16 protein-coding genes are annotated in these 13,759 nt (G+C 70.9%); 1 reads left to right on the top strand and 15 read right to left on the bottom strand.

Going from position 1 to position 13,759, the window contains the following annotated elements:
- Positions 1–138: 138 nt before the first annotated feature.
- The 3 genes from pyrH to rpsB all read right to left on the bottom strand — a co-directional run bounded on the left by pyrH (position 139) and on the right by rpsB (position 2,981).
- Positions 139–897: a UMP kinase gene (gene pyrH / locus ACFZDA_RS33630; protein ID WP_010044452.1), complete on the bottom strand. Its 759-nt coding sequence runs from the start codon at positions 895–897 to the stop codon at positions 139–141.
- A gap of 184 nt (positions 898–1,081) precedes the next feature.
- The gene (gene tsf / locus ACFZDA_RS33625) at positions 1,082–1,918 is read right to left on the bottom strand and encodes a translation elongation factor Ts (protein WP_086560066.1); all 837 of its coding nucleotides are present in this window, start codon (positions 1,916–1,918) and stop codon (positions 1,082–1,084) included.
- Between the two features lie 151 nt (positions 1,919–2,069).
- Positions 2,070–2,981, bottom strand: a complete 912-nt coding sequence (gene rpsB / locus ACFZDA_RS33620) for a 30S ribosomal protein S2 (RefSeq protein ID WP_391088958.1) — start codon at positions 2,979–2,981, stop codon at positions 2,070–2,072.
- 273 nt (positions 2,982–3,254) lie between these two features.
- On the opposite strand from rpsB, the gene ACFZDA_RS33615 reads away from it, so the two are divergent.
- A complete protein-coding gene (locus tag ACFZDA_RS33615) occupies positions 3,255–3,830 on the top strand; it encodes a peptidoglycan DD-metalloendopeptidase family protein (RefSeq protein WP_391088956.1) in 576 nt (191 codons plus the stop codon).
- A gap of 89 nt (positions 3,831–3,919) precedes the next feature.
- Here the strand turns inward: ACFZDA_RS33615 and ACFZDA_RS33610 are convergent, their stop codons facing one another.
- The 12 genes from ACFZDA_RS33610 to rplS form a co-directional block, all read right to left on the bottom strand.
- Positions 3,920–4,477, bottom strand: coding sequence for a TetR family transcriptional regulator (locus ACFZDA_RS33610; RefSeq protein ID WP_391089093.1), 558 nt, complete (start codon positions 4,475–4,477; stop codon positions 3,920–3,922).
- A 94-nt stretch (positions 4,478–4,571) separates the two neighbouring features.
- A complete protein-coding gene (gene whiG, locus ACFZDA_RS33605) occupies positions 4,572–5,414 on the bottom strand; it encodes an RNA polymerase sigma factor WhiG (RefSeq protein WP_086560062.1) in 843 nt (280 codons plus the stop codon).
- A gap of 275 nt (positions 5,415–5,689) precedes the next feature.
- Positions 5,690–6,847: a DNA-processing protein DprA gene (gene dprA, locus ACFZDA_RS33600; RefSeq protein WP_391088955.1), complete on the bottom strand. Its 1,158-nt coding sequence runs from the start codon at positions 6,845–6,847 to the stop codon at positions 5,690–5,692.
- Positions 6,844–8,469, bottom strand: a complete 1,626-nt coding sequence (locus ACFZDA_RS33595) for an ATP-binding protein (RefSeq protein WP_391088953.1) — start codon at positions 8,467–8,469, stop codon at positions 6,844–6,846. The genes dprA and ACFZDA_RS33595 overlap by 4 nt, the downstream gene beginning before the upstream one ends.
- Positions 8,469–8,861, bottom strand: a complete 393-nt coding sequence (locus ACFZDA_RS33590) for a YraN family protein (RefSeq protein WP_391088951.1) — start codon at positions 8,859–8,861, stop codon at positions 8,469–8,471. The genes ACFZDA_RS33595 and ACFZDA_RS33590 overlap by 1 nt, the downstream gene beginning before the upstream one ends.
- A gap of 96 nt (positions 8,862–8,957) precedes the next feature.
- On the bottom strand, positions 8,958–9,266 hold the full coding sequence (locus tag ACFZDA_RS33585; protein WP_003993268.1) for a DUF2469 domain-containing protein: 309 nt from the start codon (positions 9,264–9,266) through the stop codon (positions 8,958–8,960).
- Positions 9,267–9,322: 56 nt separating this feature from the next.
- Complete coding sequence (locus ACFZDA_RS33580) at positions 9,323–9,847, bottom strand: NUDIX domain-containing protein (protein ID WP_391088949.1); 525 nt, start codon at positions 9,845–9,847, stop codon at positions 9,323–9,325.
- Positions 9,837–10,616: a signal peptidase I gene (lepB, locus tag ACFZDA_RS33575; RefSeq protein ID WP_391088947.1), complete on the bottom strand. Its 780-nt coding sequence runs from the start codon at positions 10,614–10,616 to the stop codon at positions 9,837–9,839. The genes ACFZDA_RS33580 and lepB (ACFZDA_RS33575) overlap by 11 nt, the downstream gene beginning before the upstream one ends.
- Positions 10,617–10,667: 51 nt before the next feature.
- Positions 10,668–11,630: a signal peptidase I gene (gene lepB / locus ACFZDA_RS33570; RefSeq protein ID WP_391088946.1), complete on the bottom strand. Its 963-nt coding sequence runs from the start codon at positions 11,628–11,630 to the stop codon at positions 10,668–10,670.
- On the bottom strand, positions 11,518–12,609 hold the full coding sequence (lepB, locus tag ACFZDA_RS33565; protein WP_391088944.1) for a signal peptidase I: 1,092 nt from the start codon (positions 12,607–12,609) through the stop codon (positions 11,518–11,520). The genes lepB (ACFZDA_RS33570) and lepB (ACFZDA_RS33565) overlap by 113 nt, the downstream gene beginning before the upstream one ends.
- A complete protein-coding gene (lepB, locus tag ACFZDA_RS33560; RefSeq protein WP_391088943.1) occupies positions 12,602–13,327 on the bottom strand; it encodes a signal peptidase I in 726 nt (241 codons plus the stop codon). Before lepB (ACFZDA_RS33560) ends, lepB (ACFZDA_RS33565) begins: the two co-directional genes overlap by 8 nt.
- 45 nt (positions 13,328–13,372) lie before the next feature.
- On the bottom strand, positions 13,373–13,723 hold the full coding sequence (gene rplS / locus ACFZDA_RS33555) for a 50S ribosomal protein L19 (RefSeq protein ID WP_010044485.1): 351 nt from the start codon (positions 13,721–13,723) through the stop codon (positions 13,373–13,375).
- Positions 13,724–13,759 lie beyond the last annotated feature (36 nt).

The raw sequence follows: 13,759 nt of genomic DNA, 5'->3' as shown, positions 1-13,759 counted from the left end.
CCCGGCTGCGGTTCCATGTGGGGCGGCGGCCGGCTGCGTCGCGTCTTCTTCCTGCACGGTTCCCGACCGGCGGAACATTGTCCATCCCCCGGCCCGGCTCCGTCCCGTCCGTCCCCCGGACGGGGTTGTTCTCGGGTCTCAGTCCCGGCTGCCGGGGTCCCCCACCAGCGTGCCGATCTTCTCACCCTTGACGGCGCGCCCGATGTTGCCCTCCGCCAGCAGCTCGAAGACCACGATCGGGAGCTTGTTGTCGCGGCACAGCGTCACGGCCGTGGCGTCGGCGACCTTCAGATCGCGCGTGATGACCTCGCCGTAGCCGAGGTGGTCGAACTTCACCGCGTCCGGGTTGGTCTTCGGGTCGGAGTCGTAGACCCCGTCCACGCCGTTCTTGCCCATCAGCAGCGCCTCCGCGTCGATCTCCAGGGCGCGCTGGGCGGCGGTGGTGTCGGTGGAGAAGTACGGCATGCCCATACCGGCACCGAAGATGACCACACGGCCCTTCTCCAGGTGCCGCACGGCGCGCAGCGGGATGTACGGCTCGGCGACCTGGCCCATGGTGATGGCGGTCTGCACCCGGCAGTCCACCCCCACCTTCTCCAGGAAGTCCTGGAGGGCCAGGCAGTTCATGACCGTGCCGAGCATGCCCATGTAGTCGGAGCGGGCCCGGTCCATGCCGCGCTGCTGGAGCTCGGCGCCGCGGAAGAAGTTGCCGCCGCCGATGACGACCGCGATCTGCGCACCGTCACGTACGACGGCCGCGATCTCGCGGGCGATCTTGTGCACCACGTCGGGGTCGACGCCCAGGCCCCCACCGCCGGAGAAGGCCTCTCCGGACAGCTTCAGCAGAAACCGGCCGCGCACTTTGCCGTCGTCGCTCTTCTGGGCCTTGGTGGTCATGGGGGATCCCGCCTCTTTCACATGTCGCACATACGAAGAAGGCCATTGCCGGTGGGGCGTGTTTCGCATCCCATACGGCAATGGCCTCCTCGTCAGATCTGCTGTCGTCCGCCACCCCTGTGACGGCGTACCGGGACGACTGCTGCCGACCCTATCGGGGTCGGGCGTCGATCGCGGTACGGACTCAGATGCCGACCTTGATGCGCGAGAAGCGCTTCAGGGTGACACCGGCCTCGTCCAGGACCTTCTGGACGGACTTCTTGTTGTCGAGCGCGTAGGGCTGGCCGAGCAGGGTGGCGTCCTTGAAGAAGCCGTTGAGGCGACCCTCGACGATCTTCGGCAGGGCGGCCTCGGGCTTGCCCTCGGCGCGGGTGGTCTCCTCGGCGACGCGGCGCTCGGACTCGACGACCTCGGCCGGGACGTCGTCCTTGGAGAGGTACTTCGGCGCGAAGGCGGCGATGTGCTGGGCGACGCCCTTGGCGATCTCCGCGTTCGGCTTGTCCAGCTCGACGAGGACACCGATCTGCGGGGGCAGGTCGGGCATCGTGCGGTGCATGTACGCCGTCACGTAGCCGTCGGCGAACTGTGCGAAGCGGTCCAGGACGATCTTCTCGCCCAGGTTGGCGTTGGCCTCGTCCACGAACGCCTGGACGGTCTTGCCGGCCTCGATCTCGGAGGCGAGCAGGGCCTCCAGGTCGGCCGGGGAGGTCTTGGCGACGTGCTCGGCGATGGCCGTGGCCACGGCCTGGAACTTCTCGCCCTTGGCGACGAAGTCCGTCTCGCACTTCAGCTCGACGATGACACCGGAGGAGTTGTCGTCGGCGATGATCGAGACGACGGCACCGTTCTCGGCGGAACGGCCCTCGCGCTTGGCGACGCCCTTCTGGCCCTTGATGCGGAGCGCCTCGACGGCCTTCTCGACGTTGCCCTCGGCCTCGTCCAGCGCCTTCTTGCAGTCCATCATGCCGGCGCCCGTGAGCTCACGGAGCTTCTTGACGTCGGCGGCGGTGTAGTTCGCCATGAGTCTGTGAATCTCTCTCGAAGTCTGGAAGATCGAAGATCTGCGGATGGGCCCCATGGAGCCGGGGGACGCTGTCCTTCCGCTGACCTACGGGTGAACGGCGGGAGCGGACTTCATGTCAGCGCTCCCGCCGTCACCTCGGACTGACGGGTCAGGCCTGCTCGGCCTCGGCGGCCTTCTCGCCCTCGGCCGGCTTCTCGGCCTCGGCCTCGGCGGCGGGGGCGGCCTCGGCGGCGGGGGCCTCGGCGGCCGGAGCGGCCTCAGCGGCGGGGGCAGCCTCGTCGGCCTTCTTCTCGCCCTCGAGCAGGTCGCGCTCCCACTCGGCCAGCGGCTCGCCCGCGGCCTTCTCGCCCTTGCCCTCGGTGGCGACACCGCTGCGGGCGATGAGGCCCTCGGCGACGGCGTCGGCGATGACGCGGGTGAGCAGGGTGACGGAGCGGATCGCGTCGTCGTTGCCCGGGATCTTGTAGTCGACCTCGTCGGGGTCGCAGTTGGTGTCGAGGATCGCGACGACCGGGATGTTCAGCTTCCGGGCCTCACCAACGGCGATGTGCTCCTTCTTGGTGTCCACGATCCAGACGGCGCTGGGCACCTTCTGCATCTCGCGGATACCGCCGAGGGTCTTCTCCAGCTTGGCCTTCTCGCGCGAGAGCACGAGAAGCTCCTTCTTGGTCAGACCGGACGCGGCGACGTCCTCGAAGTCGATCTGCTCGAGCTCCTTGAGGCGCTGCAGACGCTTGTAGACGGTCGAGAAGTTGGTGAGCATGCCGCCCAGCCAGCGCTGGTTGACGTAGGGCATGCCGACGCGGGTGGCCTGCTCGGCGATGGCCTCCTGCGCCTGCTTCTTCGTGCCGACGAACATGACCGTGCCGCCGTGGGCGACGGTCTCCTTGACGAACTCGTAGGCGCGGTCGATGTACGACAGCGACTGGAGCAGGTCGATGATGTAGATGCCGTTGCGCTCCGTGAAGATGAAGCGCTTCATCTTCGGGTTCCAACGACGGGTCTGGTGACCGAAGTGGACGCCGCTCTCCAGCAGCTCCCGCATCGTGACGACGGCCATGGCCGTATCTCCTTGTGCTTCTCGGTTGTGCCGCGGATGCCGGATGGCCTCCGCGCCTGACGCCCGCTGCGCGCCGTGCCACGAGGGACCGAGGGGCGCTGATACGGCCCGTTTCCGGGGTGCGTATCGGGGCGTGCGAAGTCGACCCGGTGACCCGGATCGCCACCAGAAGTGTACGGGACCCGCGGGGCACCGGGTGACGCCGTTGTCCACAACCGGGCGGCGGTCCACAGCCGCGGTCGGTGACGGGCGGCGGTCCGGAACCCTGTCGGCATGCGAGTGAAGCGATGTGTGCGCGTGTGGACGCGGCTGATCCTGCTGACGGTCGTGACGGTGACGGCCCTGCTGGCCCCGCCGCCGCCCCTGTTCGCGGCCGGTGCCGCCCCGCCCGTCCCGGACGCCATCGTCCCGGCGGTGGGGCGCGCGTGGCCCGTGGGGTTACGCCCCCGGGTCGCGCGCGGCTGGGAACCCCCGGCGTCGGCCTACGGCCCCGGCCATCGAGGCGTGGACCTGGCGGCACCCCCGGGGACGCCGGTACGGGCGGTGGCGGCGGGCCGGGTGTCCTTCGCGGGCCGGGTGGCCGGAAAGGGAGTGATCTCGCTGGAACTCCCGGGAACGGGCGACCCACCCCTGCGCACGACCTACGAGCCGGTGACCGCGACGGTGGAGGAGGACGAGGAGGTCGAACCGGGCGAGGTGATCGGCACGGTGGACGCGACGGGCTCCCACTGCGCGACTCCGTGCGTGCACTGGGGCCTGCGCAGAGGTGACACCTACTTGAACCCCCTGTCGCTCCTGCCCCCATGGCTCCTGCACAGGGGCCCGTCGAGACTCCTGCCGGTCTATTGACTGAGCTGCGGGCATTCGTGCCTCCCCCAGTGCCTTAAGGGCCTGGGAGGTACCCCCCAGGGCGGCACGGGTGGGCGCAGCGACGCCGCTCAGCCCCGCACACCCCGCAGGGCCATACTCACCGCGGCATCGGCAATCTCCCCCGGCTCCTCCGCGGCCCCCAGCTCGATCCGCCGCACCGCCGCGTCCACAACCCCCTGCACCAGCATCGCCGCCAGCCGAGGCTGCTCATGCCCCATCTCGTCCAGCGCCTCGACGATCATCGCGACCAGTCCGCCGTGCGCCGCCCGGATCTTCTCCCGGGCCCCGGCGTCCAGCTCACTCGCCGAGATCGCCACCACGGCCCGGTGCCGCCGGTCCCCCACCAGCTCCAGCTGCTGCCGCACATACGCCTCGACCTTGGCCTCGGCCGTCCCCGCCCGCTCCATCGCCGCCGACACGTCCGCCGCCCAGACGGGGAAGTCGACCTCGCACAGCTCCTCGACCACGGCCGCCCGCGACCGGAAGTACTCGTAGACGGACGACCGCGCGAGACCCGTCCGCTCGGCGAGGGCCGGGAAGGTCAGCGCCTCCGTACCACCCTCGGACAACAAGGCGCGAGCCGCGTCCAGCAGGGCGGCTCGCTGCATCGACCGGTGCTCGGCCACGGAGGCCGCTCGAATCCTTGGCACGTCAACCACTGTACGGACGCGCCGCGCCCGGCGGGAGTGGCTCCCGCCGACCCGTCGCCGTCCGGCCGGGTCAGCGTCCGAAGCTCGCCAGTTTCGCCCTCAGCTGGAGCACCGACTTGGTGTGGATCTGGCTGACCCGGCTCTCGGTCACACCCAGCACGTTCCCGATCTCGGCCAGAGTGAGCCCCTCGTAGTAGTAGAGCGTGACCACGGTCTTCTCCCGCTCGGGCAGCGTGTTGATCGCCCGCGCGAGGAACCTGCGGAGCTCCCGGTCCTCGGCGACCTCGACCGGGTTGTCGGCGGCGGTGTCCTCCAGCGTGTCCATGACGCTCAGGCCGTCGCCGCCCTCGGCCCCGCCGTGCAGCAGCTCCTCCAGGGCCACCACGTTGGCCAGCGACAACTGGCTGAACACCGCGTGGAGTTCCTCGACCGCGATGCCCATCTCGGCGGCGACCTCGCCCTCGGTCGGCGTGCGCCGCAGCCGCGCCTCCAGCGTGGCGTACGCGCGCTCCACGTTGCGTGCCTTCTGCCGTACCGACCGGGGGATCCAGTCCAGGGCCCGCAGCTCGTCGATCATCGCGCCCCGGATCCGGGTGATCGCGTACGTCTCGAACTTGATCTCGCGGTCGATGTCGAACTTCTCGATCGCGTCGATCAGCCCGAACACCCCGGACGAGACGAAGTCCGCCTGTTCGACGTTGGACGGCAGGCCGACGCTGACCCGGCCGGCGACGTATTTCACGAGCGGCGAGTAGTGCAGGATCAGCTGCTCCCGCAGCCGCTCGTCCCCCGTCGCCTTGTACGACCGCCACAGCTCGTCGAGCGTCGAGGGAGCGGGCGGTCGCACGCTGCCACCGTCACGGGCGGCTGGGGGGATCGCCGCCCGGTCGGACCCGGAGGTGTGCTGGGGCATTCGTCGCCTTGTGCCGTTCTGCTGCGGAGTGGTGCTGCTGGGGTGGGCTGTCTGTCTGATGTCGAGTTGCCTGTCCGTGTCGTGATCCTCGTGAGCGTAGCGTGACTGTGGTGTCGCGGTGCGCGAAGGGCGGAGGTCAAGAAGGGCGCAGATACGTTCCTCAGGGCATCCGACCGGGTCGGCGAGCTCGCTCCGTGTGATCCCCGGAGGACCCCAACTGGGGGAATTTCCAAGGGATGTCGGGGTTCCCCCGGACGGCCGAACAGGCGCGGCCGTCATGGCCCCGGACCGCCGCGGACCGACATCACCGCCTGGCGTGTCAACTTCCAGCCGTCGCCGTGTCGTTCGACGTAACCGAGTGCCCGCAGTTCGTACAGTCTCGCGATCGCGTCGTCCTGTGCGGTCTGTGCGCGGCGCGCGATCTCGTCCGGCCGGGCCGCGCGGCCGCCCGGCAGCGCGGCGAGCACCTGCCGGGTGGCCGGTGCCAGCAGGTCCCGGGGCAGGACGGGTCCGTGCCGGTCGGGGGCCAGCTGTCCGATGTCGCCGACCAGTTCGACGACGTCCGCGGCGTCGGTGACCAGGGCCGCCTCGCCGCGCAGCAGCTCGTGCACCCCCGCGGACAGTCCGCTGGTGGCCGGGCCCGGTACGCCCATGGTGTACCGGCCGAGGCGCTGTGCCGCCCGTGCGGTGACCAGGGAGCCGCTGCGGTGGGCGGCCTCGACGACCACGGTGCCGCGGGTGAGTGCCGCGATCACCCGGTTGCGCAGGATGAACCGGCTGGGTGTCGGGTGATCGCCGGGCGGCAACTCGCCGATGACCAGGCCCTGTTCGGCGATTCTGCTGATCAGCCGGGTGTGTCCGCGCGGGTAGGGGCGGTCGACGCCGCAGGCGAGGACGGCGACGGTGGCGCCGCCCGCGCCGAGGGCGCCGCGGTGGGCGGCCCCGTCGACTCCGTAGGCTCCGCCGGACACCACGACCCAGCCCTGCTCGGCGAGGCCGGCGGCGAGGGTGGCCGCCATGTGCGCCCCGTACTCGGTGCAGGCGCGGGCGCCGACGACGGCCACCGACCTCAGCGCCCACATCCGCAGACTGGCCCGCCCCCGCACCCACAGCCCGAGCGGCCGGGCATCCCCGAGATCGTCGAGCTGCCCCGGCCACTCCGCGTCCCCGGGGGCGACGAACCGCACTCCGGCCTCCCGGGCGACGGCGAGGTCCGCGCGCGGCCGGGCCACCTCGGCCCGGGACAGCAGCCCCTCCCACCGCTTCCCGCTCACCCCGGCCGGCGGCCGTCCGCCCTCCGCCAGCCGCCGGGCGACCTCCCGCACCCCGGACTCCCGCACCCACCGCCCGGCGATCTCGTCACCGGGCTCGATGACGCGGGTGAGAAAGACCCGGGCGAGCAGCTCGTCGTCCGGTTCACCGGCGACGCTCACGTCAGCGCTCCGATGGCCATGGGGACGCCCCTCGGGACACCGGTGCGCAACTGGAGCGCGAGGGCGACGTCCGTCGCGTCGGGCCGGTCGTGGCCGACGAGATCGGCGACGGTCCAGGCCACGCGCAGGACGCGGTCGAGGCCGCGGGCGGTCAGGACGCCGCGCTCCAGGTTCCGCTCGGCCTCGTCCATCGCCCCGGACATGGCGTACCAGCGGCTGCGCAGCTCGCGGCCGGGTACCTCGCTGTTCGTGCGCCACGGAGTGCCGGCGAGGCGCTCCAGGGCTCGCTCCCGCGCTGCCCGGACCCGGTCGGCGACCGACGCGGTGGACTCGCCCCGGGCGCCGGAGGAGGTCAGCTCGGTGCGGGTGACGCGGTCGACCTCCACGCGCAGGTCGACCCGGTCGAGCAGCGGGCCGGAGAGCCTGGCCTGATAGCGGCGGATCGCCGAGGGCGGGCACTCGCACAGGTCGTCCCGCTGCGAGAACCGGCCGCACGGACAGGGGTTGGCCGCGAGCACCATCAGGAACTTCGCCGGGAAGCGCACCACTCCCGCGCTGCGCGCGATGACGACATGCCCCGCCTCCAGCGGCTGGCGCAGGGCGTCCAGGGCCTGGCCGCTGAACTCGGGCGTCTCGTCCAGGAAGAGGACTCCGCGGTGGGACAGCGACACCGCGCCGGGCCGCGCGATGCCCGGGCCGCCGCCGACGAGCGCCTGCATGGTGGCCGAGTGGTGCGGGGCGCAGTAGGGGGCGACGTCGATCAGGGGCTTGCCCGGGGGCAGCAGGCCCGCCACGGAGTGGACCGCGGTGACCTCCAGTGACTCCTGCCGGCCGAGCCGGGGCAGGATGGCGGGCAGCCGCTCCGCGAGCATCGTCTTGCCGGCACCGGGAGGCCCTTCCAGGAACAGGTGGTGTCCGCCCGCGGCGGCCACCTCCACCGCCGTGCGCGCCGAGGTCTGCCCGACGACGTCCGCCAGGTCGTGGCCGGGTTCGTGCTGGGCCGCGCCGACGCTGTGCATGCCCGTGGCGGCGCCCGTGCCCGGCATGCGCAGGCCGGCGAGGAGCGGATCCGGGCGGCCCTGCTCGTCGGGATCCTCGTCGGGCACGGGTTCGTCGGCCAGGATGGCGATCAGCTGGCGCAGGCTCCGCACGCCCAGGACGGAGATCCCGGGCACGAGGGACGCCTCGGCGGCGGCGCACTCGGGCACCACCACCTGCTCGTAGCCCGCATCAGCCGCCGCCAGCACCGCCGGCAGGACACCCCGCACCGGCCGCACCCGCCCGTCCAGCCCCAGCTCGCCGATCATCACGATGTCGGCGAGGACCCGGGGGTCGATGCGCTCCGCCGCGCCCAGAACGGCTGCCGCGACGGCCAGGTCGAAGCCGCTGCCGGACTTGGGGACGGAGGCGGGGCTCAGGCCGACCGTGAGCTTCTTCTGGGGCCAGGCCGCGCCCGAGTTGACGACCGCGGCCCGCACCCGGTCCCGGCTCTCCGTCAGACTCTTGTCGGGCAGTCCCACCAGCGTGAACGCCGCGACGCCCGGCTCCAGGTCGGCCTGGACCTCGACGACCACGCCCTCGACGCCCACCAGCGCCACCGAACACGTACGGGCGAATGCCATCAGGCCACCCCCCGCACATGCTCGACCACGGCCGCGCCGCGGGCCGGCAGGAGCACCCCGACCACGTCGATGCGGACTCCGCCGGGCGGCGCGCCCCCGTGCGTCTGGATCCACCGCTCGGCGAGATCCCGCAGCCGCTTGGCCTTATACGGGGTCACGGCGGCCATCGGATGCTGGAAGGGACCCTCCCTGCGGGTCTTCACCTCGCAGACGACCAGGACGTCCCCGTCCCTGGCCACGATGTCGATCTCGCCGGCGCGGCCCGAGCGCCAGTTGCGCTCCAGGACCGTCAGTCCGCTCTCTGCCAGCCGCCGGGCCGCCAGCGTCTCTCCGTACCTGCCCATCGCACTGCGTGCGTTCATGTCGGCACCACCTCCGGCGCCAACGATCACGCACCCGTCCCCACGAAGTGGATCTTGGTGGACAGCTCAGCGGCTGTGGAAAACTCCGTCACCCTTCCGGGTGAACGTCACCCTCCTGATCGCATCTCACCCACTCGGCAGTTCGAGGTCGCTCTTGTTCAGCTCCTCGATGTTCACGTCCTTGAACGTGAGGACGCGGACCTGCTTCACGAACCGCGCCGGCCGGTACATGTCCCACACCCAGGCGTCCGCCATGGACACCTCGAAGAACACCTCACCCTGGACCGAGTGCACCTGCATCTCGTAGTCGTTGGTCAGGTAGAAGCGCCGCTCGGTCTCGATCACGTATTTGAACAGACCGACGACATCGCGGTACTCCCGGTAGAGCTTCAGCTCCATCTCGGTCTCGTACTTCTCGAGGTCCTCGGCGCTCATGGCATGTTCCCCTTCAGCCGTGCGATCCCACCATTGTGCGCCAGTCCCGTGCGCCCCTAGACGATTTCCGCGTCAAGGATCACGGGCCTGGCCGGGGGACCTTCGTCGAGCAGCGTGCGCAGCAGCCCGGCGAGTCTGGTCGGATACACCGTCTCATGTGCCCGGGAAAGTTCCGGACACGTCCACCAGCGCGCTCCCGCGACACTGCGCCGTTCCAGTTCGGTCAGCCCCGCGGCTTCGACCACCGTACGGTCCGTCCGAGCCAGGTAGTACCACTCGTCCTGGTCCCAGCGGCGGCCCGCGAACGGGAAGGAGCAGATCCGCCGCCACAGCACCGGGCCCAGCTCGACCTCGGTGATGCCCGTCTCCTCCGCGAGTTCCCGCAGAGCGGCCTCCTCACGGGTCTCCTCGCCCTCCACACCGCCGCCGGGGGTGAACCACCAGTCGTCGGCCGGATCATCCGGCTCGTGCCCGTGCAGCAGCAGGATGCGGTCCTGCGGGTCGAGCAGCACGACCCGGGCGACCTTGCGCAGCCCGCCCCCGGAGCCGTCCTGGCCCGCCCCCACGGCCTCAGCGGACACCGGCGGTCTCCGCGCTCGCCCGCCGGGCCCGGGACGCGCCCGTGCGCTTGGCGACGGGACCGTAGGCGCCCCCGCCCAGGACGAGCACGGCGCCGGCGATCACCAGGGCGATGATCGTCCGCAGCGGTCCTGGCGAGGACAGGGTGCCGAGCGCCTCGAAGCCGGTGGGGCGCTCCAGCATGCCCTTCATGGGCCAGACGACGGAGTCGACGCGGGCGTCCACGGCGGAGCGGGCCACCGTGCCGCTGGCGGCGTCGGTCAGATGGGCGGTGGAGTCCACCGAGTTGCCCCGCTCGTCACCGAGCAGGAAGAGACGGCCCTTGGGGACGGTCACGGTCGGGAAGTTGCTCATCTCGGCCGGTGTGCCCTTGGGCAGGTACGTCTCGTCGATCTCCTTGCCGTTGACCTTGAGCTTGCCGTCCTGGCAGCAGGCGACCGTGTCGCCGCCGACGGCGACCACGCGCTTGACCATCGGGGCGTTGGCCCAGGTGGCGTCCTTGAAGACGACGACGTCACCGCGGCGCACCTCGCCGCCGTCGACGCGCTGCGCCAGGATCCGGTCGCCCGCGTCGATCGTCGGCGTCATCGAACTGGTGGGCACCGTGTACGGCCGGTAGACCACCGCCCCCCAGGCGAAACCCCCGAGGAACAGCACAAGGCCCAGTGCGACGGCCAGCCCGGACAACCGCTGTCCGGTCCGGCTGCCCACCGGGCCCGGGCCTGTGGCACCGCCGCGCGGGGCCGTGTGCGTCATGCTCTCGCCACCCATGGGTCCGCACCCTACCCGGGGGTACCGACCGGGGTCAGCCCACCGTCGGGATCACTGCTTCCTGCGGCGCCACAGCACCACCGGCACCACACCCAGCAGCGCCAGACCCTGCGGCGCGACCGCCGGACCGGCCGTGGCCGGCTGGGCGTTCAGACCGGTCTGGTCGAAGGTGTCCGGCACCGGCAGGTTGTCCCAGCGGTTGATCGGCCAGGCGATGACGACGGCCCGGCCGACGACGTCCTTCACCGGGACCATGCCGTGGTGCTCGTCCGACTGGTTGTAGCGGGAGTCCCGGGAGTTCTGCCGGTGGTCGCCCATGACCCAGATGTAGCCCTTGGGAACCTTTACCTTGAATTGACCGCCCTGGTCGTCGACGCTGCACGGCGTGTTGCCCGCGTAGACGTACGACCGCTCGTCCAGCGCCTTGCCGTTGACCTTCAGCGGGCCGGTGCCCTTGCACTCGACCGTGTCGCCGCCGACGCCGACGACCCGCTTGATGAGGTCCTTCTCCTCCGCGGACGGCATGAGGCCGATCCAGCTGAGGAACGTCTGCAGTGCGTTCGGATCCGTCGTCGGCTCGCCCGCCAGCCAGTTGTCCGGGTCGTGGAAGACGACGACCTCGCCGCGCTCGGGCTCGGAGCCGAACCAGGGGGTCAGCTTGTCGACCAGGACGCGGTCGCCCTGCTGGAGGGTGTTCTGCATCGAGTCGGAGGGGATGGAGAACGCCTGCACCAGGAACGTCTTGATCAGCAGCGCGAGCACCAGCGCGATGCCGATCAGGATGGGCAGCTCCTTCCAGAAGGAGCGTTGCTTCTTCGGTGTCCTGGCCGTGCCTCCCGGCCCTTCGCCCTCGGCTGTGCCGTACTCGTCTGTCACCCTGTCGCCTTCGGCTGCTCCGGAGTCATTCCCGGAGGTCACGGCGCTGTCCGCGGCCGGGACGGCGGATTGCGCGGGGCGTCCGCGGTGCTCCTCGCCGTCGTGTCCGGACCGTGCGCCGACCGCCACATCCCCCACGCCAACTCCTCACTCTGTGCCGCCGCCTGCCCCACACACGACGCAGGCCCACCACTCCCATAACGAGCGGGAGTTCCGCAGGGGTCGGGAGCTGGATCGTTCCGTTCGAATCGTCGGATGCAACCCTATGCGACAGTTCGGCGGCAGCGGTCGACCCGGTGGCCGAGTCGGACACGGAAGCATATGTGTTCGGTTCCTCCAGACTGGTCCAATGCCCGAACGGCCAGGCGATAACCATGGCCCGGCCGACGACCCCTTCCTCGGAGACCGTGCCGCCGTAGTCGGTGTCCTGGTGGGCGCGGGAGTCCGCGGAGTTGTTCCGGTGGTCGCCCATGACCCACAGCCGGCCCTGAGGGACGGTGATGTCGAACGGCGTGTCGGACGGGGCGGCGCCGGGGTACAGGTAGTCCTCGTTCAACGGGATGCCGTTGACGGTCACGCGCCCCTGGGTGTCGCAGCACTTGACGCGGTCTCCGCCGACACCGACGACCCGCTTGATCAGGTCCTTCTCGTTGTCGGACGGCAGCAGGCCGATGAAGGTGAGCCCTTCCTTGACCTGCTTGACGACGATGGGGTCGTCCTTCGGAAGGGTGGTCTGCTCGTCCTGCAGCCAGCCGCCGGGGTCCTTGAAGACGACGACGTCCCCGCGCTGCGGCTTGGAGCCGAACCACGGGGTGAGCTTGTCGACCAGGACGCGGTCGCCGATCTGGATCGTCTGCTCCATGGAGCCGGACGGGATGACGAAGGCCTGGACGAGGAACGTCTTCAGCACGAGAGCTATCAGGACGGCGACGCCGACGAGGAGAGGGATCTCCTTCACGGCACCGCGCCTGCGGCGTCGCTTGACCTTCTTCTGGAGCTTGCGCCGCTCGGCGCGCGTACGGCCGCCGGACGGGCCGGCGGCGCGCCGGGCGCCGGTGGGCAGCAGGTTGTCGGCGGGGCTGGCGGGGGCGCCGCGCGGCTTGCCGCGGTTACCCATGGGCGCCCGCCCTTCCGGCGGCGGCAGCGGGCACGCGCGCGTAGGCGCCGGGGCGGTGCAGCCGGGTGGCGTGGCCGAAGGGCCAGACGATCCAGTCGGCGCGGCCGATCACCTCGCCGACCGGGACCATGCCGCCGCCGGGCGAGCCGAGGTGGTCACGGGAGTCGCTGGAGTCGCCGCGGTGATCGCCGAGGAGGAACAGGGTGCCGGCGGGCACGGCGACGTCGAAGGGAACGGTGGAGGGGCTGTCGCCGGGGTACAGGAAGCCCGACTCGTCGACCGGCCGGCCGTTCACCTGGATCCTCCCCTCCTTGTCGCAGCAGACGACGTGGTCTCCCCCCACGCCGACAACGCGTTTGATGTAGTCCGCGTGCCCGAAGTACCCGGTCCCGTCGAACACGACGATGTCTCCCCGCTGCGGCTCGGCTCCGAAACGGTATGCCAACTTATTTACGAGAACCCGGTCCCCGATCCTCAATCCCTGTTCCATGGATCCGCTGGGGATCTGGAACGGCCGCAGCACGAACGTGCTGAGCAGCAGCAGGAAGAGCAGGCAGGCCAGCAGCGTCAGAGTGATCCGGCCGCCCGGGAGCCACTCGGTGACACGCGACAACGCGAAACGCGACCGGTCCTCCGGCCCTCCGGGATCCGAGGTGTCCTCGGAGTCGGAAGGGCGGGAGGAGCGGTCGCGCTCCGTCGGCTGAGCTTCGGTGTCCATCGGAGCCAGATGCTATCCGGCTCCGCTGTGAACCCCTCAGAGCGCTCAGTTCTCGCGCTTCTCCTTGATCTTCGCGGCCTTGCCGCGCAGCTCGCGCAGGTAGTACAGCTTGGCGCGACGGACGTCACCCTTGGTGACGAGCTCGATCTTCTCCACGATCGGGGTGTGCACCGGGAAGGTGCGCTCGACGCCGACGGAGAAGGAGACCTTGCGGACCGTGAAGGTCTCGCGGACGCCGGCACCCTGGCGGCGGATCACCACACCCTTGAACTGCTGCACACGGGAGCGGTTGCCCTCGATGACGCGGACGTGCACGTTGACCGTGTCGCCCGGGCGGAAGGCGGGGACGTCGCTGCGCAGCGACGCGGAGTCGACGGTGTCGAGCAGGTGAGACATTTCGTCTGCTTTCCTCGCTGATGCCACAGGTCATCA

The organism is Streptomyces sp. NPDC007991 (assembly GCF_042958445.1).
Classification (GTDB): Bacteria; Actinomycetota; Actinomycetes; order Streptomycetales; family Streptomycetaceae; genus Streptomyces.
The sequence above is the reverse complement of the archived record's forward strand: the minus strand, read 5'-3'. Positions and strand labels throughout refer to the sequence as shown.